At 68.6% G+C, this 20,025-nt stretch carries 25 protein-coding genes; 6 read left to right on the top strand and 19 right to left on the bottom strand.

What is annotated here, in order from left to right; all coding sequences use genetic code 11:
• Positions 1–153: 153 nt before the first annotated feature.
• Positions 154–1,092: a D-2-hydroxyacid dehydrogenase gene (ddh, locus tag R6U01_RS05440; RefSeq protein WP_410285444.1), complete on the top strand. Its 939-nt coding sequence runs from the start codon at positions 154–156 to the stop codon at positions 1,090–1,092.
• 413 nt (positions 1,093–1,505) lie between these two features.
• Here the strand turns inward: ddh and R6U01_RS05445 are convergent, their stop codons facing one another.
• From R6U01_RS05445 to R6U01_RS05480, 8 genes are all read right to left on the bottom strand, one after another.
• On the bottom strand, positions 1,506–2,276 hold the full coding sequence (locus R6U01_RS05445; protein ID WP_410285445.1) for an IclR family transcriptional regulator: 771 nt from the start codon (positions 2,274–2,276) through the stop codon (positions 1,506–1,508).
• 604 nt (positions 2,277–2,880) lie between these two features.
• Positions 2,881–4,161: a saccharopine dehydrogenase family protein gene (locus tag R6U01_RS05450; RefSeq protein ID WP_410285446.1), complete on the bottom strand. Its 1,281-nt coding sequence runs from the start codon at positions 4,159–4,161 to the stop codon at positions 2,881–2,883.
• Positions 4,162–4,291: 130 nt separating this feature from the next.
• Positions 4,292–4,696, bottom strand: coding sequence for a helix-turn-helix domain-containing protein (locus R6U01_RS05455; protein WP_410285447.1), 405 nt, complete (start codon positions 4,694–4,696; stop codon positions 4,292–4,294).
• Between the two features lie 168 nt (positions 4,697–4,864).
• Positions 4,865–5,869, bottom strand: coding sequence for a sulfite exporter TauE/SafE family protein (locus R6U01_RS05460; protein WP_410285497.1), 1,005 nt, complete (start codon positions 5,867–5,869; stop codon positions 4,865–4,867).
• A 52-nt stretch (positions 5,870–5,921) separates the two neighbouring features.
• Positions 5,922–6,086 (bottom strand): hypothetical protein, encoded by a 165-nt coding sequence (locus R6U01_RS05465; RefSeq protein ID WP_410285448.1) that lies wholly within the window; start codon positions 6,084–6,086, stop codon positions 5,922–5,924.
• Positions 6,087–6,314: 228 nt separating this feature from the next.
• Positions 6,315–6,773 (bottom strand): YeeE/YedE family protein, encoded by a 459-nt coding sequence (locus R6U01_RS05470; RefSeq protein WP_410285449.1) that lies wholly within the window; start codon positions 6,771–6,773, stop codon positions 6,315–6,317.
• A complete protein-coding gene (locus tag R6U01_RS05475) occupies positions 6,774–7,328 on the bottom strand; it encodes a YeeE/YedE family protein (protein WP_410285450.1) in 555 nt (184 codons plus the stop codon). It lies immediately after the preceding gene.
• A gap of 11 nt (positions 7,329–7,339) precedes the next feature.
• Positions 7,340–8,539 carry an MBL fold metallo-hydrolase gene (locus R6U01_RS05480; protein WP_410285451.1) on the bottom strand — a complete coding sequence of 400 codons (1,200 nt, stop codon included), beginning with the start codon at positions 8,537–8,539 and terminating at the stop codon, positions 7,340–7,342.
• Positions 8,540–8,773: 234 nt separating this feature from the next.
• Between R6U01_RS05480 and R6U01_RS05485 the strand changes: the two genes are divergently transcribed.
• Both R6U01_RS05485 and R6U01_RS05490 read left to right on the top strand, forming a co-directional pair.
• Positions 8,774–9,028 carry a sulfurtransferase TusA family protein gene (locus R6U01_RS05485; protein WP_410285452.1) on the top strand — a complete coding sequence of 85 codons (255 nt, stop codon included), beginning with the start codon at positions 8,774–8,776 and terminating at the stop codon, positions 9,026–9,028.
• A 1-nt stretch (position 9,029) separates the two neighbouring features.
• Positions 9,030–9,611 carry a DsrE/DsrF/DrsH-like family protein gene (locus R6U01_RS05490; RefSeq protein WP_410285453.1) on the top strand — a complete coding sequence of 194 codons (582 nt, stop codon included), beginning with the start codon at positions 9,030–9,032 and terminating at the stop codon, positions 9,609–9,611.
• 145 nt (positions 9,612–9,756) lie between these two features.
• Here the strand turns inward: R6U01_RS05490 and R6U01_RS05495 are convergent, their stop codons facing one another.
• The 7 genes from R6U01_RS05495 to R6U01_RS05525 form a co-directional block, all read right to left on the bottom strand.
• Positions 9,757–10,386, bottom strand: coding sequence for a DUF1641 domain-containing protein (locus R6U01_RS05495; RefSeq protein ID WP_410285454.1), 630 nt, complete (start codon positions 10,384–10,386; stop codon positions 9,757–9,759).
• Positions 10,387–10,388: 2 nt separating this feature from the next.
• On the bottom strand, positions 10,389–11,531 hold the full coding sequence (locus R6U01_RS05500) for an NAD(P)/FAD-dependent oxidoreductase (protein WP_410285455.1): 1,143 nt from the start codon (positions 11,529–11,531) through the stop codon (positions 10,389–10,391).
• Entirely contained in the window at positions 11,528–11,764 is a 237-nt protein-coding gene (locus R6U01_RS05505) for a sulfurtransferase TusA family protein (protein ID WP_410285456.1), read from the bottom strand. The genes R6U01_RS05500 and R6U01_RS05505 overlap by 4 nt, the downstream gene beginning before the upstream one ends.
• Before the next feature lie 151 nt (positions 11,765–11,915).
• Positions 11,916–13,166 (bottom strand): M20 family metallopeptidase, encoded by a 1,251-nt coding sequence (locus R6U01_RS05510; RefSeq protein WP_410285457.1) that lies wholly within the window; start codon positions 13,164–13,166, stop codon positions 11,916–11,918.
• 51 nt (positions 13,167–13,217) lie between these two features.
• Complete coding sequence (gene trxA, locus R6U01_RS05515; RefSeq protein ID WP_410285458.1) at positions 13,218–13,631, bottom strand: thioredoxin; 414 nt, start codon at positions 13,629–13,631, stop codon at positions 13,218–13,220.
• A 168-nt stretch (positions 13,632–13,799) separates the two neighbouring features.
• Positions 13,800–14,858, bottom strand: a complete 1,059-nt coding sequence (locus R6U01_RS05520; protein ID WP_410285459.1) for a sensor histidine kinase — start codon at positions 14,856–14,858, stop codon at positions 13,800–13,802.
• A gap of 65 nt (positions 14,859–14,923) precedes the next feature.
• On the bottom strand, positions 14,924–15,715 hold the full coding sequence (locus R6U01_RS05525; protein ID WP_410285460.1) for an HpcH/HpaI aldolase family protein: 792 nt from the start codon (positions 15,713–15,715) through the stop codon (positions 14,924–14,926).
• Positions 15,716–15,857: 142 nt separating this feature from the next.
• Between R6U01_RS05525 and R6U01_RS05530 the strand changes: the two genes are divergently transcribed.
• Positions 15,858–16,793 carry an alpha/beta hydrolase gene (locus R6U01_RS05530; protein ID WP_410285498.1) on the top strand — a complete coding sequence of 312 codons (936 nt, stop codon included), beginning with the start codon at positions 15,858–15,860 and terminating at the stop codon, positions 16,791–16,793.
• A 143-nt stretch (positions 16,794–16,936) separates the two neighbouring features.
• On the opposite strand, the gene R6U01_RS05535 is transcribed toward R6U01_RS05530, so the two are convergent.
• A complete protein-coding gene (locus tag R6U01_RS05535) occupies positions 16,937–17,308 on the bottom strand; it encodes an ArsR/SmtB family transcription factor (RefSeq protein ID WP_410285461.1) in 372 nt (123 codons plus the stop codon).
• A gap of 140 nt (positions 17,309–17,448) precedes the next feature.
• Between R6U01_RS05535 and R6U01_RS05540 the strand changes: the two genes are divergently transcribed.
• Positions 17,449–17,952, top strand: a complete 504-nt coding sequence (locus R6U01_RS05540; RefSeq protein ID WP_410285462.1) for a GbsR/MarR family transcriptional regulator — start codon at positions 17,449–17,451, stop codon at positions 17,950–17,952.
• Positions 17,953–18,005: 53 nt separating this feature from the next.
• Here R6U01_RS05540 and R6U01_RS05545 read toward each other — a convergent pair whose 3' ends face one another.
• Entirely contained in the window at positions 18,006–18,557 is a 552-nt protein-coding gene (locus R6U01_RS05545) for a hypothetical protein (protein WP_410285463.1), read from the bottom strand.
• A gap of 160 nt (positions 18,558–18,717) precedes the next feature.
• Here R6U01_RS05545 and R6U01_RS05550 point away from each other — a divergent pair, with 160 nt between their 5' ends.
• Positions 18,718–19,170 carry a hypothetical protein gene (locus R6U01_RS05550; protein WP_410285464.1) on the top strand — a complete coding sequence of 151 codons (453 nt, stop codon included), beginning with the start codon at positions 18,718–18,720 and terminating at the stop codon, positions 19,168–19,170.
• Positions 19,171–19,185: 15 nt separating this feature from the next.
• On the opposite strand, the gene R6U01_RS05555 is transcribed toward R6U01_RS05550, so the two are convergent.
• Complete coding sequence (locus tag R6U01_RS05555) at positions 19,186–19,416, bottom strand: hypothetical protein (protein ID WP_410285465.1); 231 nt, start codon at positions 19,414–19,416, stop codon at positions 19,186–19,188.
• Positions 19,417–19,536: 120 nt separating this feature from the next.
• On the bottom strand, positions 19,537–19,971 hold the full coding sequence (locus R6U01_RS05560; RefSeq protein WP_410285466.1) for a universal stress protein: 435 nt from the start codon (positions 19,969–19,971) through the stop codon (positions 19,537–19,539).
• Between the last annotated feature and the right edge of the window lie 54 nt (positions 19,972–20,025).

The raw sequence follows: 20,025 nt of genomic DNA on the forward strand, positions 1-20,025 counted from the left end.
GATACCTCAGCGTCTGGTCCGGGGTTAAATAAAAGTATCTGTCAGAGCCGGTCTCGTCGTCACCGGCCTCGCCGAAATTCGCGTCGCCGCGACCGCTCCCCTATCTTGCCGGGTCCCGAAGGACTGATATTCCGTTGCGACGACGGTCCGCGTATGTCCCACCGAGCGCAGCTCGATACGCTGTCCGTCCACGAGTCCGTCGAGAACGTTATCCCGCCCGAGGCCTTCGCCGCGGCGTTCGAGGATCTCGACCTCGACGTCGAACTGGTCGGCGACGGCGGGACCTACGACGAGACCGACGCCGTCGCCACGTACGTACCGCGGCCGGAGTTCCTCGACGCGGGCTGGGTCCACTGCATCCGCGCCGGCTACGACGAGTTCGACACGGCGGCCTACGAGGCGGCGGACGTCCCGCTCACGAACAGTACGGGGATCCACGACACCACCGTCAGCGAGGTCGCGCTCGGCTACATGCTGTCGCTCGCACGGCTCCACCACGTGTACCGCGACCACCAGAACGAGCGCCACTGGTACACGCCGGAGTACGAGCGGCCGTTCACCGTGGAGAACGAACGGCTCTGCGTCGTCGGGCTCGGCACGATCGGCCGCGGTATCGCGGAGCGCGCCGACGCGCTCGGGATGGACGTGGTCGGGATCCGGCGATCCGACGAGCCGGTCCCGGGCGTGTCGGAACTCTTCGACCCGTCCGATCTCCGCGACGCCATCGGCGACGCGCGCTTCGTCGCGCTCGCGCTGCCGCACACCCCCGAAACCGACGGACTGATCAGCGAGGCGGAGTTCGAGGCGATGCGCGACGACGCCTACCTGATAAACGTCGCCCGGGGCCAGCTGGTCGACGAGGCAGCGCTCGTCGACGCGCTGGAGCGCGAGGCGATCGCCGGCGCGGGCCTGGACGTGTTCGAGACCGAACCGCTCCCAGAGGACTCACCGCTCTGGGGCTTCGAGGACGTCATCATCTCGCCGCACAAGGGGTCCGCGACCAACCGGTATCACCTCGATATCGCCGATCTCGTAACGGAGAACGTCGAGCGGTATCGGGCGGCCGAGCCGCTGCGGAACCGCGTCGCGTGACGGTCCGCGCCGAGACCGATCCGTGGCGAACCGGTCCGATTACGGACTTGTTTCCTCATTCCGAACGCCGTATTTTCGGTGTTACGCAACACGGTACACCGAGCTCTTTGCAAAATCGGTTGTTTCTCGCGAGTATCGGTGGTCGTCCGATAGAGTTCAAGTGAGATGATCAGGTGATTCGGTCGATTACAGCGAGTTTCCAAGTCGAAACCTGATCGCGACACGGCCGCAGGCCACGCGATCGAGGAAACGAACGGTTTCGTATACTCGAACCTCGAGCCGTCTCGTTCGACGGACGGGCCCTCGACCGGCGAAAAACGCGGATATACATTACATTACTACTATTGTAATGATATTCTGTCCCAGCTCGTCCCGAAACTCCGGTCGGGGTCACGCCTACACCGCGCGCGTGCTCACGGTCGCCCGTGGGCGAGGTTGACTTCGATGACGTTCGCCGTCTGATTGAGGCTCTCGGTGTACTCGCGACGCCGGTCATCGGACTTCAGTCGACTGATCGGGGTCATGATGCTGATCGCGGCGTTCCGACGCTTCCCGGTCTCGAGCGGTGTTCCCACGCATCCGAGTCCGCCCAGTCGCTCCTCCTCGTTGTACGCGAACCCCTCCTCGCGGATCCGACCGATCTCCTCGAACAGCTCGTCCCGGCTCGTGATCGTCTCGTCGGTTTGAGCCGGGAGCCCGTGTCGGTCGAGGATCTCGTCGACCCGCTCGTCGGCGAGGCTCGCGAGTAGCGCCTTCCCCAGCGCCGTCGTGTGGAGGTAGACGCGCCGTCCGAGGTGGACGTCGAAGTCGACGGCCTGTTCGCCGCGGGCGGTGTACACGTAGATACCGAGCCCCCGCTCCTCGAACAGCAGGTTGGCCAGTTCGCCCGTCTCCTCGGCGAGCCTGCGAACCTCCGGCTTCGCGACGTCGTAGACGCCGTCGTACTGCCGGGCGATCCCGCCGAATTCCAGACACCGGAGGCCGAGTCGGTAGCCGTCTTCGTGCTTGACGACGAGGCCGTGCTCCTCGAGCGTGATCAGGTGCTTGTACACCGTGCTCTTGGCCAGGCCCAACTCGTCGACTAGTTCGGCGATCGAGACCCCCTCGCCGCGATTCGCGACGGCCGACAGGATCCGCATCGAGGTTCCGGTCGCGTGCACCGACTCTGTCTTTGGCCTCTCCATAGGTATACCTCACCGAAGACGGGTAATAAGAATTTTGGGGAGGTGAACCGGCGTTCGCGGGGCCGTGCCTGCCGGTCGACACCGACGGGACTCGCGAGAGCGGACCGCGACGTGACCCGGTTCGACAGTCCTTTCCCTAGCATATAGGAATTCTGTTATATACTAATAAATATAGGATGAGATAATTGTCTCTCCCCGGATCACATATTCGAATCTGACCCGGCGTCGCAGTCGAGGCTGCCTCGGCGCGAACCGGCCAGTGATCGGTTGAAACGGTAGCAGAGGCGTTCTCTCCGTCTCGACGCGATCGACGCCTGTCTAGTTGTCGGCCTCGATCTCCGAACGGTCCGCTGTGACCGGAGTATCGAGTTCGAGGAACCCGGTATTCACGCGACTACGGCCTCAGCGATGTCGAATTTGGGAGACGATACGCGTAATCTACGCTTCGGACTGGCTCGGGCGTCGTCTATAACGTGTCTGTTTTCGATTATAGTATGTTTTATTATATTACGAGCAACAGGTGTGGTCTCGACGCTCCGCCGGGACCGCCGCGTCGGGTGCCCCTCGTTCCGGGTGCCCTGTGCTCTGGGTGCAGACCGCGCCGCTAGGCGTCCTCCGCGAGCGACGCCTCCGTCGCGTCGCCGACGACCGCGGTGAAGCCGACGTCGCGGAGCCGCTCCACGAGCGGGAGGCCGATGCCGGAGGCGGGCGTCAGCACGCCGCCGTCGAGCGGGGAGTCGGTCTCGCGGCGAACGAGGCACACCGCGGCCTCGCCGAGCATTCGCGCGGTCGCGCCGTACCCGGGATCCCTGTCGGCGCCGACCGTCGCGTCGACGGTGAAGCGACCGCCCGGAGCGGTGCCGCGCCCGAGTATCCGAACCGTGAAGTGCCCGTTCTCGACCTGCTCGTCGGTCGGTCCCTCGCCGGGTTCGGGAAACGCGTACCGCCGGAGCGCGTTCCGGGTCGGCCCGAGCGACATCGCGGCCGCGAACAGCCCGAGCCCGCCGGTGACGAGCGTCGCGCCGGCCGCGCCCCTCACGCCGCGTCCCGTGGGAATCGCCTCCGAGCAGCGGAACTCGCGCCCCCACGGGTACCCGAGGAGCGCGTTGCTGCGTCGGACGATCCGCTCGTTGGTCGCGGCCATCGGCGACGGCGCCGTCCACTCGCCGCGGAGGGAGTCCTTCCGCGGGAACCGCTGCATCCCCTCGTCGACGCCGGTCCGTTCCCCGCGCGGCGCCAGCGAGTACGGGTTCCGAAGCGCCTGCCTCGCGAGCGGATCGGTCGACGCGGCCTCGAACAGCTCGGCCGCGCTGGCGAGGGTCCCCCCGCTGACGCCGCCGCTGCCCTCCTCGAGGTAGATTCGGACCGCGTCGCAGGGAACGCCGTGTTCTTCGAGCGCGAACGTCTGAACGAGGAGCGTGCCGAGGTCGGCCGGGACGGAGTCGAAGCCGCAGCTGTGGACGACTCTCGTCTCGGCCGCGACCGCGGCGTCGTGACACCGATCGACCGTCTCGCGCACCCAGTTGACCTCCCCGGTCAGGTCGCAGTAATCGGTTCCGACGTCGATGCAGGCCTCGACGAGCGGGGTCCCGTACGTCGTGTACGGGCCGACGGTGGTACAGACGACGCGGGTGTCGCGGGCGATCTCTCGGAGGCTCGCCGGGTCCGTCGCGTCGCCGAGCGCCACCGGGAGCTCGTCCCACGCCTCGCGGCGGTCGACGAGGTCGTTCGAGAGGGCGTCGAGGCGGGACTCGTCTCGCCCGCCGAGCGCGACCGAGAGGTCCGTCGGCGCGTATCGCTCGGTCAGGTACTCGGCGACGAAGCGTCCCGCGACGCCGGTCGCGCCCCATACGACGATGTCGTGTGATCGGTCGTCGTCTGTCACGTGTTCTCGTCTCCCACCTCGCGCCCGAGCGGGTAAAATCCGCGGTCGTCACGAGCTCCGGTCCACCGGCGGCGCTCTCGGCGTCCGTGGCGGCCGCGCCGCATGACAAGGAGTCTGCTCGGTCGGCCGGTTAGCTCTCCACGGCCGCCGTCGAGGCCTCGGAGCGCTCGTACTTGTCCTCGAACTCCTGAATGAGCTGTCCCATCTTCGCGTACCAGTCGTTGAGCATCCGTTGCATGTCGTCGGCGATGGTCGAGGGATCGGTCGGCTTGTACACGTGGTAGTAGCCGCCCTGATCGTAGTTCACCTGCTCCTTCTGGATGAAGCCGGCCTGGAGGAGCCGCTGGACGGATCGGTACGCGGTCGACCGCTCGCGGTCGACCTCCGCCGCGATCTCGTCGATGGTCAGGGGCGTCTCGGTCTCCACCAGCTCCCGGAACACTTGCTTGTCGAGCTGCTTGAGCCCGTGGAAACACTCGAGGAGGCCCTCGCACACCATATCCCGCTGCAGTTGTTCGGACATCGAATCGGGCATCGTATTAGGAGAATCTATGTGTCGTGTATATAAAAGATTTGTGTATGGTTCACACAATTTTGTGAGACCCGGTCCGGACCGGCGACCGCAGAAGCGGCGGGACAGCGCCCCGCGAGCCGCGCGTCGGCGAGCTACGACCGGGGCGGTTCAACCGTCGAGCGGAGGCGGTCAGTCCGTCGTCGCCGTCTGCCGGCTCTGCGTCGAGCGGAGCGAGGCGACCGACGTGTAGAGGATCGCGGCGGCGACGACGACCGCCGCGCCGATGACGAGTACCAGCCCCGCCGTCTCCAAGGTAGGGCTCCCGACGTAGGAGCCGATCTCGCCGATACCGACCGCGATTGCCCCGACGAGCAGCATGCCGCCGAAGTAGACCTTGATGCCGTCGGCGTCGACGACGGCGGTCGCGGCGGAGCCGACGCGGGCGCCGAGCGCGCTCCCGAACAGCAGCGGGACGACGATACCGAGGTCGACGCCGCCGCCCTGGCCGTAGAGGTAGCTGCCGAGACCGCCGGAGAAGACGATCTCGAAGAGGTCCGTACCGACGGCGACGGGCACCGGGACGCCGATCGCGTAGATCATCGCGGGCATGCGGATGAACCCGCCCCCCACGCCGAGGAAGCCGGACAGGAGCCCGGTCGCGAAGGCGACCGCGGTGATGACCCACGCGGAGACGCGGACGTCGCCGCGGAGGCTGACCATCGGTGGGATCCGAACCGTCCGCTGGATCTTCTTCGCGGTCTCGGGGATCTCGTACTCGTCGAGGCTCTTGTCCGCGGCCTCGTGGTCGATGCCGCCGCCGTCGCCTCTCAGGGCGTCGCGGGTAACCATCGCGCCGACGCCGCCGAGGAGGACGACGTACGCGACGCTGATGAGCGCGCCGGCGAGGCCGATCGATTCGAGGTAGTACACGCTCGCGCGTCCGGCTTCGATCCCGATCGTCGTGCCCGTGATCATGATCGCGCCGAGCTTGTAGTCGACCTGGCCGAGGTCGTGGTGTTTCAGGGTCGCGATGACGGCCGTTCCGAAGACGAACGCCATCCCGCTCCCGACCGCGACCGACGGGTCGTAGTCGAGCATCAACAGCGCCGGCGTGACGAGGAACGACCCGCCCATGCCGAAGAACCCGAACAACACCCCGACGACGAGGCCGAACCCGACGAACAGCGCCAGCATCTCCGGGCTCATGTCGAGGACTCCGAACCCGCTGCCGACCAGTCCGAGCGCGCTACTGACCACTCCCGTCACCTCCGACTATCAGGCGCATCAGCCGCGGGCCGAGGATCCGCTCGAGGCCGCCGTACCCCGCGTACAGCACGATCGCCTCCAACAGGATCACCCCGATGAGCAGGGCCGTCTGCGGGTCCCACGACGGAATTTCGAGTCCGGGCATCAGTTCTCCCCCCCGCGTCGCGCCGCGCTAATTCGCGTTTTGCACATTTCTGCTCAGTTACTCCTGTCCGACGGGTGCATATAACGGTTTTGAACAATGTGCACAATATTATATTCCGGTGGCCTCTCCGGAACGATCGATAACGTATGCGTGGGTTACGGTCGTCGCCGCGGGTGCTGGTCCTCACTGAGACAGAATACCAGAACTCGCGGAAAAGGTGACCGCGGTTCAGTCGGCGCTCGACGGCGCGGCGCTGCGAGCGGCGCTCCGGCTCCGCCAGTACCCCTGGATGTACGCGCCGACGAACATGCCGCCGAGCGCCCAGAGGATGGTGACGTTGCCGACGCCGAGGCTGGCGTAGGCCGCGCCGGGGCAGATGCCCGACAGGCCCCAGCCGACGCCGAAAACGGCGCCGCCGATCAGGACGTTCCGGTCGAAGGACTTCAGCCGCCGTTCGTACCGGTCACCGGTCAGCGGCGCGGTGTCACGTATCCGCGGCATCACCGCGAAGGCGACGCCGGAGACGACGGCCGCGCCGAACATCACGAACAGCAGCCCGAAGTCCTCGAACGTGAGGAAGTTCAACACGACCTCCGGCCGCGCCATCTGGCTGAATCCGAGTCCGAACCCGAAGATCAGGCCGCCGACGAGGATCAGCGGCATGAACAGGGGGTGTCGATCCGCCATCTACGGACTCACCCCTAGCGCCGCGACGAGCTGCGCCGTCCCGATCGCGACCGCGAGGAACGTCGCCACGCCGACGAGCGACGTCTTCGACGCCGACCCGACGCCGCAGACGCCGTGCCCCGAGGTACACCCCTTTCCGATCCGGGTCCCGACGCCGACGAGGACGCCGCCGACGAACAGCCGCCAGGGTTGGACGTCGGTCAGCCACAGCGTCACGCCGGCGAGCTCGTAGGTCTGCCCGGTGGTTCCCGGCTCGTAGAGCGACGTCGTGACGACGCCCGACTGGACCGTCGCCGCGAACGCCGCGGCGCCGAGGACGATCCCGAGCGTGAACACGACGCGCCAGTCGCGAGAGCCCACGTACCGCTGGAACCGCGACTGGTCCGACACGTACGACAGCGTCGACTCGAGGAACGTGCTCGCGCCGGCCGCGATCCCCGTCCCGACGTATATCACGACCGCGCCGAGGCCGACGAGCAGTCCGCCGACGGCGTACCGACTGATCCCGTTGGGGAACAGCTCGGCGGCGGCCTGCGCGACGAGTGGATCAGGCATCACTGACGGTCTCAGTCACCCGCGAGCGATTCCTGACTCGCGGCGCAGTTGTTCGGTCCGAGTTCGAGGGTGAACGCCTCGTCGTCGTCGACGGCGTTCTGCCCGAGGTTCGTCGCGATGATCTCCTCGTAGTTGGCCGGCCGCGGCGGCATGTCCGAGAGGACGAGCTCGACGAACGCGTCTTCGTCCATCGTGAGCGCGTCCATCTCCTCGACGAGGTCGCCGACGGGAGCGGTGTAGGTGCCGTCGGCGGCGGGCTCCGCGGCGTCGCTGAAGTGGGCGCCCCCGATCAGCGTGTCGTCGGGCAGCGTCAGGACGCGTTCCTGGAGCGACTCGTAGAGCATCCGGGCCGCGTCCGGCGCGCCGTCGTCGCCCTCCTCGAGGTCGGGGCGCGCGACGCTCTCGATGAACAGGCCGTCACCGGTCGCGAGCAGACTGTCACCGAGCAGGTAGGAGGTCATCCCGGTCGTGTGTCCGGGCGTGAACACCGTCTCGACGGTCGCGTCGCCGACGGCGAACGTGTCGCCGTCCTCGACCAGTGTCACGTCGTCGACGTAGGTGACGCCGCGGTCGGCGGCGGCCGCGGGGAGCATCGCCTCGACGCCCTCGGCGGCGAGGTTGCGGAGCCCAGAGATGTGGTCCGCGTGCACGTGCGTGTCGAACGCGTACGCGAGCTCCACGCCAAGCTCGTCGGCGTCGTCGAGGTAGCGGTCGGCGAACGCGCGCAGCGGGTCGATGATCGCGGCCTCGCCGTCGTCGTAGATCAGGTATCCGAGACACCCTGACGACGGGCGCTGGTACTGCAGCAGCGTGCCGGCACCGTCGTAGTCGGTGACCTCGACGGCTTCGTAGATGCTCGCCCAGCCGTTCATGCCGTCTTCGAGGTGGTCGACGTCGTAGCCGCGGTCGGCGAGCGCGCCCGCAACGTACTCGCTGGCGCCGCCCTTCGCGCAGAGCACGGTCACGTGCTCGTCGGCAGGGATCCGATCGAGGACGTCCTCGCTGATCTCCTCGTCGAGGAACTTGAAGTACGGCACGTTGATCGAGGTGACGTTCTCGCCGTCGATGCGCCACTCCTCGTAGTCGCTCGACATCCGGGTGTCGAGCAGCGTTACCTCCTCGCCGTCGTCGATGCGAGCTTTGAGCGATTCGGGTTCGATCGAGTCGACGTCCGAGTCCGGCGTCGGAAAGTCCATCTCGTCTGCGTCCATGTACGTTCCCACGTAACGGGTGGAGGGACTTAAGAGTTCGTATAGTATTTCACTATATACACAATATAGATACGGACAGAACAGTCGGTAAAGACGCGATACACGCGTTTGAAACCTTGACCGCCGTCGTAGATGATCTTGATAATCCAGTTGTTCAAGCAAACCCCAACTATCGACACACTTATATCTCGGAGTCCAGTATTGTGTGTTAGCCCCAACACGGGGGATCAACCAATGAGTACGGAAACCGCAGCCGAGACGCTGGACGTGAAAGGACAGAACTGCCCGATGCCGGTCGTGAAGACCCGCGGCGCCTTCGACGACCTCGCCGCCGGCGAGGTGCTCGAAGTGATCGCCACGGACTCCGGCAGCATGAGCGACATCGCCGGCTGGGCGGAGTCGACCGACAACGCCGAGCTCGTCGACCAGAAAGAGGGGACCGAGGGCGGCGAGGACGTGTACAAGCACTACGTGCGGAAGACCGAGTGAAATGAGCGCGGACACACCGGCGTCGTCGGACGCCGCTCCCGAGGCCGTCGCCGACCTCCAGACGCGGATCGAGGAGCTCGAGGCCGAAGTGTCTGACCTCAGGACCGAGGTCGACGACGACGGCCCCCAGAAGATGGTGATCATCGCGACGAAGGGGACGCTCGACATGGCGTATCCGCCCCTCATTCTCGCGAGCACCGCGGCCGCGTTCGGTTACGAGGTGACCGTCTTCCACACGTTCTGGGGGCTGGAGATCCTCCACGAGGAGAACTCCAAGAACCTCCAGCTCAGCTCCGTGGGGAACCCGAACATGCCCGTCCCGAACGTGATCGGCGCGCTGCCGGGCATGGACCGCGTGACCACGCGCATGATGCGCAACAGGATCGCCGACAACGAGGTCGCCTCCGTCGAGGAGCTGATCGAGACCGCCATCGCCAGCGGGGTGGACCTGCAGGCGTGCCAGATGACGATCGACCTCCTCGACTACGACGAGGAGGACTTCTACGACGGCGTCACCACCGGCGTCGGCGCCGCCTCGGCGTTCCAGGACATGGTCGAGGCCGACATCCAGCTGCTGGTGTGACTCGGCCGGGACGCCGCCCGAACGCGCTTTCCTCACGTTTCTATCCGCCTTCACGGCGAGCGACCGCACCGGACGCGGTGCCGCCGGCGTCGTCCGCCGGCGACCGACCGCGCCGCCGCCTGCCCGGATCTCGAACCGGTCGGCGTCACTCCCCGTCCGCGATGGCCGCCCGCGACCGACCGATCGCCTTCGAGATAGCGAGCAGGTAGCCGAGCCCGTACCGGACCTCGGGATCGCGCACGCTCCGTACCAGCCCGAGCGCGCCGACCGGCTCCGGGTCGCTCCGGTGGGCGGCGCCGACCCCTTCGAGCATCGTTTTCACCCCGTCGCGGGCGTCGTCGTCCGCCGCGGTGTCGGCGACCTCGCCGAGCGCGGAGCCGGTGCCGGCGAGCGACCGCACCATCTCGTCGTCGAGGGCGGCCGTCGCGAGCGACCCGACCTGCGCCAGCTCCGCGAGCTCGTCCAGCGCGCCGCTCCGCTGTAGCTCGGTCAGGGTTACCATCGCCTCGCGGAGCTCGTCGCCGTTCTCGCCGACCGCCGCGGCCAGTGCGACCGTCTCGTCGGTCGCGATCCCGTCCGCGGACTCGGCGAGCGTCGACCCCGTCGCCGAGAGCTCGCGGACCATCTCGTCGTCGAGCGCGTTCTCGCCGAGCGAGAGCACGTCGAGCAGCTCGTTGACGGCGTCGAGCCGCTCGACGAACGCGGCGACCGCCTCCGGGTTCCGCTCGATCGCCGCCTCGAGGTCGCTCCGCTCGGAGAAGCGTTCCTCCGACATGGTCAGAGCAACCCCCGCGCGGTGAGCCAGTACGACTCGTTGTACGCCAGCTTCGACCAGTGCAGCTTCTGCGACGGCGGCGCGGGCGACGGCGGGTTCTCGTAGTCGAACTCGACGAACGACGCCGCGTCCATCCCCGTCTCGATGAAGCAGAGCGTCTTCCCGTCGTAGGTCGCCGTCGCCGGCCGCCCGCGGATGTCGCTGGCGAGCCGCTGCCCGACGACCCCGGCCTGGTAGTGCGCCACGCTGCCCGCCTTCGGGACGCCGGTGGTCGCGACGTCGCCGAGCGCGTACACGTCGTCGGCCGCCTCGGCCTCGAGCGTGTGCTTGTCGACGTCGACCCAGCCGTCGTCGCCGAGTCCCGCCTCCTCGACCAGGTCGACGCCGGCGTGCGGCGGGATCGTCACGAGGAGGTCGTAGTCGAGCTCCGTCCCCTCCATCGAGGCGATCCTCCCCGCGTCGGGGTCGACCGACTCGGCGTTGAAGAACGTCTCGACGTTGATGTCGCGTTCGTCCATGATCGGCTTCGCCCACTCGGCGATGTGGGGGTTACCGTGGACGCGCTGGATCGGGTACGTGTAGGTGATCTCGACGTCCTCGCGGAGCCCGCGCTGCCGGAACCAGTCGTCGGCCATGAAGACGAACTCGAGGGGCGCCGCGGGGCACATGTGGGGCGTGCCGATAACGCTCAACACGAGTTCCCCCTCGGTGAACGCCAACAGCTCCTCCCGGAGCGCCACCGCGCCCGACTCGCTGTAGTAGTCGTGCCCGCCCGCCGCGAGGCCGGGGATCTGCTCGGGATCCAGCGTCGACCCGGTCGCTAACACGAGGTGGTCGTACTCCATCGACGAGCCGTCGCGGAACCGGAGCCGCTTGGCCTCGGTGTCGATGTCGGTCACCCGGTCGATCCGGACGTCGACCGCGTCGTCGACGAGCTCGTCGAGGCGGCGCCGCCCGTCGGCCGGTTCGCGCTGGCCGAACGGGACGTACAGCCACACCGGCTTGTAGACGTGGTCCGGGCCGTCGTTGACGAGGGTGACCTCGACGTCACCGGCGTCGAGTTCGGGTTCGAGCCGGTCGGCGAGGTCGTTCGCGAGCACCGATCCGCCGGTTCCACCGCCGACGATGACGACGCGGTCCGTCATGCTTTCTCCACGTAGAACGCGGTGTGGTCGTCGTGCTCTTCGACCTCGAGCAGTTCGTTCCCCGCCTCCTCGGCCCACTCCGGCACGTCGGTGCGGGACCCCTCGCTGTCGCTCAGGAGCCGGACCACCGCCCCGGACTCCGCGCTCCGGATCGCACCGATCAGGTCCATCAGGGGACCGGGACAGGCGGCGCCTCTGGCGTCGACGGTCTCGTCTGGTTCTATCGCTACCATAGGTGTCAGTTGCGCCCGCTCGACATTAGTATTGCGCCGAGTTTCCAACATCGTGAAAAACGGTCTCTGAGGACTGAGCGGCCGCACATCCGACGAAAACGGCGGCGCTGTCACCCCCATCGCCCGCAAGGCGGGTACAGCGAGCGACTCGTTACCGGTCCGACGCGCCCGCCCACGCCGACGGGAGTCGGGCGTAGACCAGCGCGTTGCCTTCGAGCGCGTCGATCGGCACGTACTCGTCGACGGCGTGGACGGTGTCGGTCCCGAGCGCGAACTCGACGGTCGGAACGCCCGCGTTCCGGAGCGTCTTCGCGTCGCCGCCGCCCGTCGCGCTCCGCCTGAAGACGCGGTCGCCCGTGACCTCGGCCGCGGTCGACGCCACGGCCTCGACCAGCGGGCTGTCGGGCCGCTCCGCGGTGCCGACGCTCCAGGAGACGTCGGTGATCGCGATGCCCTCGCAGTCGGCGACGCAGGCCCGGATCCGCGAGAGCACGTCGGGCGTCCGGACGCCCGCGGTCAGGCGCACGTCGACCTCGGCGCGGGCCGACTGCGGGACGCTGTTTATGACGTCGCCGCCCGCGAAGACGCCGAGGTTGATCGACGGGTATCGGAACAGGTCCCGGGCGACCCCCTCGCCCATCGTCGGAGCGTAGTACTCGACCGACTCCTCGACGATCGGCTCCATCTCGGCGTCGATGTCCAGCCGTTCCGATCCGAAGCGGTCGCGCATCGTCTCGACGGCGTCGTAGAGGCGGTCGATCGCGTTCACGCCGAGCGCCGGACGCGAGCCGTGGGCCCCCTCGCCGGTGGCCTCGAGGGTCAGCCAGATGCTGCCGCGGTCGGCGATCGTGACGGAGTGGCGGCCCGCCTCGCAGGTGGGCTCGCCGATCACGCAGGCGTCCGCGTCGAGCCGCCCGGCCTCCAAGAGCGCCGGGAGGCCGGCGTCGCCGCCGACCTCCTCGTCGCTCACCAGCGCGAACAGGAGGTCGACCGGCGGGTCGGCGTCGGTCGCCGCGAACGCCCGAACCGCGAACAGCATCGACGCCACGGCGCCCTTCATGTCGGTCGCGCCGCGCCCGTAGACGCGGTCGTCGACCCGTTCCCCGAGCGGGTCGCGCGTCCACGCGTCGGCGTCGAACGGCACGGTGTCGAGGTGCCCGTTGTACAGCAGGGTCCGGTCGGACTCCCCGGCGACCCGAACGAGGAGGTTCGGCTTCGCCGGGTCGACCGCGACGCGCTCGACCGCGACCGGGAGCGGGTCGAGGACCCGCTCGATCGCGTCGGCGATCTCGCGCGTGTCGCCCGGCGGGTTCGACGTGTCGATCGCGAGGAGATCGAGGGCGAGGTCGGTCAGCTCCTCGCGGTTGTCTCGGACGTACGCCTCCGGCGTCGCGTCGCTCATGCCCGCCCCGTCCCCGGCGTCGACTCGGCTCGGTTCATCGCGTTTGACGGATCAGGTATGCTCTCCGATCACCGAGCGGAGGCGCGTCTCGTCTTGCATGCCGACGAGGCGCTCGACCGACTGGCCGTCGGCGAACACGAGCAGGGTCGGCACGCCGCGGACGCCGTACTCGGCGGCGAGCTGCTGGTTCGCGTCGACGTCGACCGTCGCCACGGTCGCGTCCGTCTCGGCGGCGATCGTCTCCACGACCGGCTCGAGCATCTGACACGGGCCGCACCAGTCAGCGTGGAAGTCGACCAACACGACGTCGTGCTCGGAGACGGTCTCGGTCAGCTCCGCCGCCCCCTCGACGGGGACGGGTTCGGACGGGCTCCGCGGGGCCGCTCCGTCGCTCTCTCCGGTCGTGTCTCGGCTCCGAAGCTCCTCGAGCTTCCGCCGTCGGATCTCCTCGATTTCCTCTGCCATCGACGCGACGTACGGCCCGCGTCGACTTATGTGTTTGTGTGTTCTCTGCAATATTGCGTCTCGCAGCCCGTCGACCGCGCGCCACCTCCTCCCTTTCGCCGACGCGCCCGCCGTCGGTCGCGGAACGAACGGATCGGGCTCCCGCCGTCGGTCGGCGGAGGGAACGAGTCAGTCCTCCGGCACGGTCGGCAGGGTGACCCGGATGGTGGTCCCGGTCGGCTCGTTCTCCAGCAGCTCGAACGTCCCCTCCGACATCTCGACGGTCCAGTAGATTATCCAGAGCCCGAGCCCCTGCGTGTGGACGAGCGGCGTCTCCTCCGGGCTCTCGATCGCGTCGATATCGAACTTCGGGATCCCCGCCCCCGTGTCGCTCACCTCCACGACCGCCGACCCCGCCTCGTCCGTGTCAAGGCTGACGGTCACCGCGGCGTCGGTCGGCGTGTGCTCGGCCGCGTTGCGGAGCGCCTCCTCGAACGCCATCGGGAGCGCCGGGTGCGACTCCACGCGGGAGTCGCCGTCGAACCGCGTCGCGATCGGGACGTCCGGATGCGACGACCCGACCGCCGCGATCTGCTCTCGCAGGAGCGCTCGGAGGCGGAACGTCTCGCACCGATCGGTGTTCCAGATCGAGACGATCTCCCGCGTGCGGTCGGTCGTCTCGAGGAGCGTCTGCAGGTGAGTCCGCGCGGTCCGCACGTCCGCGACCGTCTCCTCGTCGCGAGCGCGTCGCTCGATGTTGTCCAGGTTTCCGAGCGCGACGGAGAGGTCGTTTCGGAGGTTGTGTCGGAGGACGCGCTGGTTGATCGTCAACAGCTTGGTCAGGTCCCCGGCCTCGCTGAGCCGCTCGTCCGCCTCGACCGCGTAGAGCCCGCCGCGGATCCCGACCGCCGATCCGAGCGTGGTCGCGAACGCGACGAGGAAGCCGAGCTTCGTCTGGTCGCCCTCGAGGTACCAGATGAGCCAGATGGCGAGCGCGAGCAGCGCGAACGACCCCGCCACCGTGACCGCGATCCGCACGGCCCGCCACCGTCCCGACAGCGAGATCGGCCGGTCCGGAAGCTCGTACCCGGTCGCGACGACGAGGAGCGCGACCGCGCAGATCACGAACGCCTCCAGGACCGTCCCCACGCCCTCCCCCTCCGTCAGGAGGTGAGCGGTCCCGAGTCCGACACAGAGGGCGCCGAGCGCGTAGACCCCGTGTTGCGGACGGACCTGTGAGAACGACACGAGTGGTCATACGAACTGCAGTATAAGTGATTTGGGCTATTCATGGGCCCGGCGCGGTCGCTCGCCTACCGCTCGCCCTCGAAGGCGTCGAACCACTCCGTCGCGGCCGCCTCGAGCGCCCCGGTCGTGCTCCCGAGGTTCAGCAGCTGGTAGCCGTCCGCCGCCTTCCCGTTCACGTCGTCCATCCCGAAGCCGAGTCCGCCGACCGGCACGTCCGCGGCGACGGCCTTCGACCGGACCGTCTCGACCGCCTCCTCCACCGCCGGGTGGTCGATCTCGCCCGGGTGCCCCAGCGACACGGACAGGTCGAACGGACCGATGAAGACGAACCCGAGCTCCGGGACGGCGAGGATCTCGTCGAGGTGCTCGACGGCGGCCTCGGTCTCGATCGTCACGCCGACGAGCGTCTCCTCGTCCTCGGTGGCGACGTAGTCCTCGGCGAGTCCCCAGCGGCTGGCGCGCGGCGACGCCAGGCCGCGGTCTCCGGGGTCGCCGTCGTAGCTGAACCGCGCCGACCTGACCGCTTCACGCACCTCGTCCGGGCCCTCCACGCGGGGGAGGAACACGTTCCGCACGCCCAGGTCCAGCGCCTTCCGGACGAGCGTCGGGTCCGTGTCGGGGAGCCGGACGAGCAGCTCCGTGTCGGTCCCGTCGGCCGCGCGGAGGAGGTCCTCGATCCGGCCCGCGTCCCACGGGTCCGGTCCGCCGTGTTCGAGGTCCAGCCAGACCGCGTCGAGACCGAGGTCGCCGAGGAACTCCACGAGCGTCGGGCTGTACGTGTTCTCGAGCACGCAGAGCGCGATCTCGTCGTCGTCGAAGGTCGCCGCGAGGTCGTTGCTTGACCGGAGATCTGTCATAGCGTCATCATTCGGCCCCCCGAGGCATACGTCTGCCGACCGCGCCGAGGCCGCCGCGACCGGGCCGCCCGAAGACTCAACCCGCCTTCGACACACGATGGAGTATGAGCGCCGACGAACGCGACCCGACGCGAAGCCGACGATGAACGCCGACGCGATCGACCCGCAGGCGAAGGCGGCGGTCGAACGCGACGCGCGGTTTCCGCTGCCGCACAGCAGGTGGGGGGTGAAGCTCGCCCGCCTCCTCACCGGACCGATCATGCGGGTTCGCAACCGGAACCCCCCGGCGGTCGGGCGGACGGTCGACGGGACGGTCCCCGGTCCCGACGGCGCCCTCGACGCGCGGCTCTACCTCCCGGACGCCGACGGCCCGTTCCCCACGGTCGTGTTCTTCCACGGCGGCGGGTTCGTGTTCGGGAGCGTCGCCACCCACGACTGGCTCTGTCGACAGCTCACGCGGGAGAGCGGTTGCGCCGTCCTCTCGGTCGACTACCGGCTCGCCCCCGAACACCCCTTCCCCGCGGCGGTCGCCGACGCGTACGCCGCCGTCGAGTGGGCCGCGGACAACCCGGACGCGCTCGCCGGGACCGGGCGCGTGGCGGTCGCGGGCGACTCGGCGGGCGGCGCGCTCGCCGCGGTCGCCGCGCTGATGGCCGCCGAGCGCGACGGCCCGGCGCTCGCGTATCAGGCGCTTCTGTATCCCGGCGTCGGCGTCGACCCGGAGCAGCCGTCGGTCCGGGACCACGCCGGGATCGTCCTCGACGAGGCGGATCTCGACTGGTTCGCCGAGTGCTACTACGACGACGAGATCCACCGGCGGAACCCGTACGCGGACCCGACGAACGCCGGCGACGTCTCCGGCGTCGCTCCCGCGACGGTGGTCACCGCCGGGTTCGACCCGCTCCGCGACGGCGGCCGGGCGTACGCCGAGCAGCTGGTCCGGGACGGCGTCCCGATGCGCTACGTGAACTACGAGGCAATGGTCCACGGCTTCATGACGCTCCGCGAGGTCGACCGCGCGCTGGAGGCCGTCGCGGACGTCGCCGACGACCTCGCGGACGCGCTCGCGGGGGACTAGACTTCACGGACGACCGGTTTGGTCGGCGCGCTCGGACACGTCAACCGGCTGAAATCCGTGACTGTCCGGCCGGTCACCAGAGCGAGGAGCGTCGCTCGGGAAACCCGACCGAGCGCCGACCGAGCGCGACGGCTTCGGGCCGCTCAGGACCGGTCGCGTTCCGACGCCGAACGGTCGGCGGGCGCGTCGAAGCGCACGACGAGCCGCTCGGCCGTGGGGGCGTACACGGTCATCTCCTTTCCCTTTTCGGAGTACCACGTGTTGACCGGCGTGATCAGCCCCGCGTCGCAGAGCCGGTCGAGGTGGTAGGTGACGTTCTGGAGCGACACGTCGACGGCGGCGGCGACGTCGGAGGCCGTGCCGGGAGCGTCCGTGAGCGCGGCGAGGATCCGCTGTGCGGTGTCACACGAGAGGACGCGTAGCACGTCGGTCGGCTCGTCGCCTCCGATCACGACGTCCGTCTGTTCTCGGGGGGCGTGGTCGACTGTCGGCTGGTGTGGAAACGCGCTTGCCATGAGGTGGGGAGGGCGGAAGATCGTTCTGTTTGTTCGGTTCGAGTCGAACAAATGAATCAAACAATTTAATACTTACGAAACGCCTACCTCGCGTATGGCCGTTCGATACGTTCATCCGTCGGAGCGACGAGGGCGCTCGTATGAGTGAGGACGCCGAAATCGCCCGCGAGCGCGTGATCGAATCGCTCGAACAGTCGGCCGAGGTGTACGGGTTGAGCCGCAGCGCCGGCCGGCTCTACGGCGCCCTCTACTTCGCGGACGAGCCACTGTCGATCCCCGAGCTCGTCGACCGGACGGGGTACGCGAAGTCGACCGTCAGCAACGTCACCCGGACGCTCTCGCGCCTCGGCCTGATCCACCGCCGGTCGTCGGACGGCGGCGGGCGGCGAGTCCGGTTCGCCGCCGAGCGGGAGATCTGGTACATCCTACAGGACGTGTTCCGACAGTACGTGCAACGCGAGCTCCAGACCACCCATCGGACGCTCCGACGCGCGGAACGCGGGCTCGGCGAGGCGGACGGCGTCGAGGCCGAGCGGATTCGCGAGCTCCGCGAGACGTACGAGGACCTGCAAGAGGTCGTCGAACTCGCCTCGGGCCTCTCCGCCGCGGAGCTGCGCGACGCGCTGGAGTCCCACGAGAGATAGCGCTCACCGGTCCCGTCGACGGCGCGGACGACCCTTCCTGCCGACCGAACGCCCTACCAGTACACCGTGTACGTACACGCGTCGCCGCCCTCGCGTCGGCAGTCCGACCCGGTCTCCTCGATGAACACGAACGAGTCGACCGGTGCGTGTTCCTTCGCCACGCCGCGGATCAGCCCCCGATCGAACGGGCAGGGATACGGCGTGTGACACGTCACCTCGCCGACCCGGTCGTCGATCCGCTCGAAGCGGTACGTACCTATCTCTCCGCCTCGGTGGTTTCGCCGGTAGGCCTCGTCGATACCGCGGAGCCCGGCGGGGACGGTCGCCGACTCGTCCGGCCAGTCGGCGACGTCGGGGAGCTGCTCGCCGAGGCGGTCGAGGACGTGCGGCTGGAGGTCCGTCGCGATGGTCTCGAAGGCGTCTAGCCACGCCTGCTGCGGGTACCACTCGTCGGGAGACGGGTCCCGGATTCCCTCCTCCGCGAGCGCGGCGATCGCGCGTTCGCGGTACGCGTCGGAGAACCGTCCCATCCCCCTCTCGACGACCGACAGGACCGTTCGACCGTTCACCTCCACGTCGCGGTCGAACGCCTCGTACGGAGTCATGATAGCTGTCTTACGAGTTGGGAAATATAAATCCAGTACATCGGACGCCCGGACGGCCGGCGCCGGGCCGCGACGCGTCGGTCGGGCTGGCCGCCACCCACGGACACGTTTCAGGCAATCTGACAAAAGCATAATACGTGTGGGGCCGACTGGTGAATCCATGGTGAAGAGCACGGTCCGGTTTCCCGAGTCGGTGGTCGGCGAGATCGAGTCGCTGGTTGAGAGCGGACAGTTCGAGAGCAAGTCAGAGTTCTACCGGTTCTCGACCGACTACGTGTTGAATCAGGTCGTCGACGACTACGAGCCGGAGACGATCGATTACGAGGACATCAAAGCGGAGGTGATGCCGGAAGCGGAGCGCGAACTCGGCGGCGACGCCGACGCGGACCACCCGCCGTTCTTCGAGTCCGTCGCCTTCGTCAGGAAGCTCGCGCTCCGCGGGAACGTCAGCGACGCCGAGGACTTCATCGACCACCAGTACGTCCCGGGCGACCGACACGCGGTCGTCCTCGAGGAGCTCCTCAGCCTGTACCGCGAGGAGGCGGCTCCCGCGCCCCGAGGAGCGGCGCCGAACCGCGAGCCGCGGGGCGCGCCGGAGGACCCCCAGCGCTGACCGCCGATCGCCGTCTCACCGGTTCAACCGCCACCGAAGCACCGCGGCGGCGACGAACACCGTCGCGAACGTGACGAGCCCGGAGATCAGGGCGCCCCGGGCTCCCGTCGCGCCCGTCGTGACGACGCTCACCGACGCGGTGCCGCCCGCGACGGCGGCGCCGCCGGCCAGACCGCCGAATCCGATACAACAGAGGCTCAACAGTCCGACGAGCGACAGCGATCCCAGCAGCCCGTCGTCGCTCACGGCTCGCCCACCCGGCGTCGGACCGTCGCGGACGCCGCGGATTCGAACGGACTCATACGCCGCCCTCCTCGATCCGCGTGCGAATAGGTGTCGGGGTCGGGTGCGGGACGCGTCAGAGCGCTACGCGGTCGCCGGGACCGAGACGACCGTCGTCGACGCGTCGCGGAGGACGCGCTCCGTCGTGCTGCCGAGCAGGTCGCCCGCGGCGTCCGCCGCGCTCCGAGTCCCCATGACGATCGCGTCGGCGCCGACCTCGTCCGCGAACGTGACGATCTCGCGCGACGGGACCCCCTCCGCGATGCGGGTCTCGCAGTCGAGGCCCGCCGCCGTCACCTCGGTCTCGATCCGCCCGACGGCCGCCTCGAGGCGGAGCCGCTGTTCCTCGCCGTCGTTGTCGGCCCTCCCCGGCGCCCCCGATCGCTCGTAGGTCGGGAGGTCCTCCACCACGCCGAGGACGTGGACCGTCCCGTCGGGCGCCGTGACCTCGACGGCGTCGTCCACGGCCGCGAACGCGGCGTCGCTACCGCCAGTCGGGATCAGAGTCGTCCCGTACATGCGCGCGGGGCTACGGCCCCATATTCAAAGAAAATTACCGTCGCGTCCCGCCCG

Source organism: Halorubrum sp. (genome assembly GCF_046498025.1).
GTDB lineage: Archaea > Halobacteriota > Halobacteria > Halobacteriales > Haloferacaceae > Halorubrum.